At 75.4% G+C, this 1,414-nt stretch carries 1 pseudogene; it reads right to left on the bottom strand.

Going from position 1 to position 1,414, the window contains the following annotated elements:
- Positions 1-1,414 (bottom strand): annotated as a pseudogene (locus BST40_RS32250) (PE family protein); the annotation flags it as partial.

Here is a 1,414-nt window from a genome sequence, read left to right as displayed (position 1 = left end):
GGTGACGGCGGCACCGGCGGAATCGGTGGCACCGGCGGTAAAGGTGCCGCCACCACCGTTGCCGGCCTGGCCTCCGTCCCCGCCGGTACCGCCGGCACCACCATCACCGCCTTGGCCACCTTGCTGCCCGGCACCGACCGACTCGATGTAGTCGGCACCTTTACCGCCGGTGCCACCGATTCCGCCGGTGCCGCCGTCACCGGCGGTGCCATCGGCACCGGTGCTCGAACCTAGGCCGCCCTTGCCGGCATCCCCGCCTTGACCGCCGGTGCCACCCCGGCCGCCGGTGCCGCCGGGGATGGCTGGGTTGGTGCTGTCGTTGCCGGTACCACCCTGGCCGCCGGTGCCGCCGGTGCCGCCGGTGCCGCCTTGGCCGCCGGCACCCTGGGTGCCGGCGGTGCCGGTGAAGGCGTTGCCGGCGTTGCCGCCGGTGCCGCCCTGCCCACCAGCACCACCCGTACCGCCGGTGCCGCCGGTCGCCCCAGCACCCACCGCGGCGGTGTAATCCGCACCCTTACCACCGGTGCCACCCACACCACCGGTACCACCATCACCGGCGGTGCCATCCGCACCGGTGCTCGACCCCAGGCCGCCCCTGCCCGCATGCCCACCGGCGCCACCGGTACCACCCTGACCACCGGCCTGACCGGCAATCGCCGGGTTGGTGCTATCAGCACCCGTGCCACCAGCACCGCCGACACCGCCGGTGCCACCCACACCGCCGTGTCCGCCCGCACCTTGGGCCGATCCGCTGCCACCACCAACACCGCCGGCTCCGCCGGTACCGCCGGCAAATCCGGTACCGCCGGTAGCGCCGGAGCCGGGGGTGGCGTCCGTGCCGGCGGCCCCCACGCCACCATGGCCGCCGGTACCGCCAGCGCCGCCGACGGCGGCACCGCCCGCCGCTCCTCCGGAACTAAAGATGAGCCCAGACGCGCCCCCGGCACCAGTCTGTCCGGGTGTGCCGCCGGTACCCCCCATGCCACCAGCACCGCCGACACCGGTGGCAGCGGCGTCACCACCGCTGCCACCAGTTCCACCAATACCGCCCTGCCCGGCCGAACCACCGTGTCCGCCATGGCCGAACAGGAACGCACCCCGCCCGCCGGCGCCCCCGTCGCCGCCAGCGCCACCAGTGCCGCCAGCACCGCCGACAGCGCCACCATCCACACCTGTGCCGCCGGCACCGCCAGCACCACCGGCGCCGCCAGCACCGCCACCACAGAAGATGCCGCCGCTACCGCCGACACCGCCATGTCCTCCGGCACCACCGTTGCCGCCACCAGGACCCCCGTCGACGCCGGCGCCGCCAGCACCCCCGTTACCCGCGGCGCCAAACACCACCGCGGCACGACCGCCCGCGCCGCCAGAACCGCCACCATGGCCACCGACACCGCCGGTACCGCCGTTACCC

The organism is Mycobacterium persicum (assembly GCF_002086675.1).
Taxonomy (GTDB): Bacteria; Actinomycetota; Actinomycetes; order Mycobacteriales; family Mycobacteriaceae; genus Mycobacterium; species Mycobacterium persicum.
This window is presented reverse-complemented; position numbering and strand designations above follow the sequence as displayed.